The following is a 1443-nucleotide window of genomic DNA, read 5'->3' as shown; positions in this document are numbered from 1 at the left end:
TTTACGCCGTTGCGGGGACCGCTCCCTTCTTTCTCGCCAGTCTCGATGCGATGTTCCTGTCCCGCGTCGCGCTCGGCATCGCGGAAGCGGCCATTCTCACGACCGTGAACACACTGATTGCCGACTATTGGGACGAGCAGGGCCGGAGGCACTGGCTCAGCATCCAGGGTATTGCCGGCCCGTTCCTCGGCAGCGCGCTGATCCTGGGTTCCGGTTATCTGACAGCCATGCAGTGGAACGGCGTGTTCCTCATCTATCTGTCCGCGTTTCCGATCTTCCTCGCCATGTTTGCGTTCGTATTCGAGCCGGAAGTTCCCGTTTCCCACCCGGCGGCCGAAGATGGTTTGCACGACCGGTCGCCGTTCCCCGTCCGGCAGATCGCCCTGATCGGCGGTGTGACTCTGCTCTGCTCGATCATCTATTACGTCTATGCCGTGAATGGCGGCCTCGCCTTCCGCGAGGTCGGCGTGGAATCGTCGGACGAACTTGGCCGGATCACCTTCTTGCCGAGCCTTGGCGTTTCCCTCGGCGCTGGGATCTTCTGGCTCGTCGGCAAGCACCGTTCGGAAGTCGCATTCGCGCTCCTGTTGGCGCTGGTGGGCGGGGGGCTATGGCTGATCGGCGTCGCTCCGGATTGGAAGTGGATGGCTGCGGGCGTGGTTTTCCAGCAAACCGGGGTCGGCATGATGATCCCGACACTGATCACCTGGGCGCAGCGCGACCTACCGGTTCAACATCGCGGACGCGGCATGGGTGTCTGGACAGGCTGCTTCTTTCTCGGTCAGTTCTTGAGCCCGCCGCTCGTGACCTTGGGGCAAACCGCAATCGGCAGCATGCAGGGCACGTTTGCGGCGGCCGGTATGGCCGCACTGGTGGGCGTGCCGATCGCTCTCGGATCGCTGCTGCAGTCCGGAAGCTCGCCAAGATCGGATGTCGTTGCAGGTTAGGCGACCTGTGCCCGACCGGTACCAATGGCACAGATCTGAGGTTGTGACTTGAGCAGGGCTTGTGCTTCGCCGAAATCACGGAGGGATGGGAAAGCACGCCAAACAGGCCGATACAAATCCAGCCTTTTCCACGTCCCTTTCGACAAGACCGCCAACTCAATTCGATCTCGCGCCAACGCCGCAGGTTTGCACTATCCGCGACGCTTGCCTTCAGAAGACGGCGCCTCGCACCAAGCCTTTGCTGTAGTCGCGCAATTGAGAACGGACAAAGCTGCTGCCAATCACCTCGGTTCGCATTGCTGTTGATGTGGGCGTCGGCTTTTGTGATGAAACTTGCCATTCGGCACAATGCGAACGCACGACGGCTTTGTCGAAGGGTTTCGGGCGCCGGGAGGCGTACGAAAGTCTGACATGTACGACCCGCGGGAGGCAGGCGTTGCGCTATGGGGATTTCGGGTCGGCGCCGTGGGAGATGTGGCGCCGGAGCTGATGGTGG

General features: G+C 61.7%; 1 protein-coding gene. It reads left to right on the top strand.

The genetic code is table 11. The features are described 5' to 3' along the window. Positions 1 to 947: MFS transporter (locus H7F49_RS19190; protein WP_214647920.1), on the top strand; the 947-nt coding region annotated here is incomplete at its 5' end. Positions 948 to 1443 lie beyond the last annotated feature (496 nt).

The organism is Novosphingobium aerophilum (assembly GCF_014230305.1).
Lineage (GTDB): Bacteria > Pseudomonadota > Alphaproteobacteria > Sphingomonadales > Sphingomonadaceae > Novosphingobium > Novosphingobium aerophilum.
Note: the sequence above shows the minus strand (reverse complement) of the source record. Positions and strands in the feature narration are given on the sequence as shown.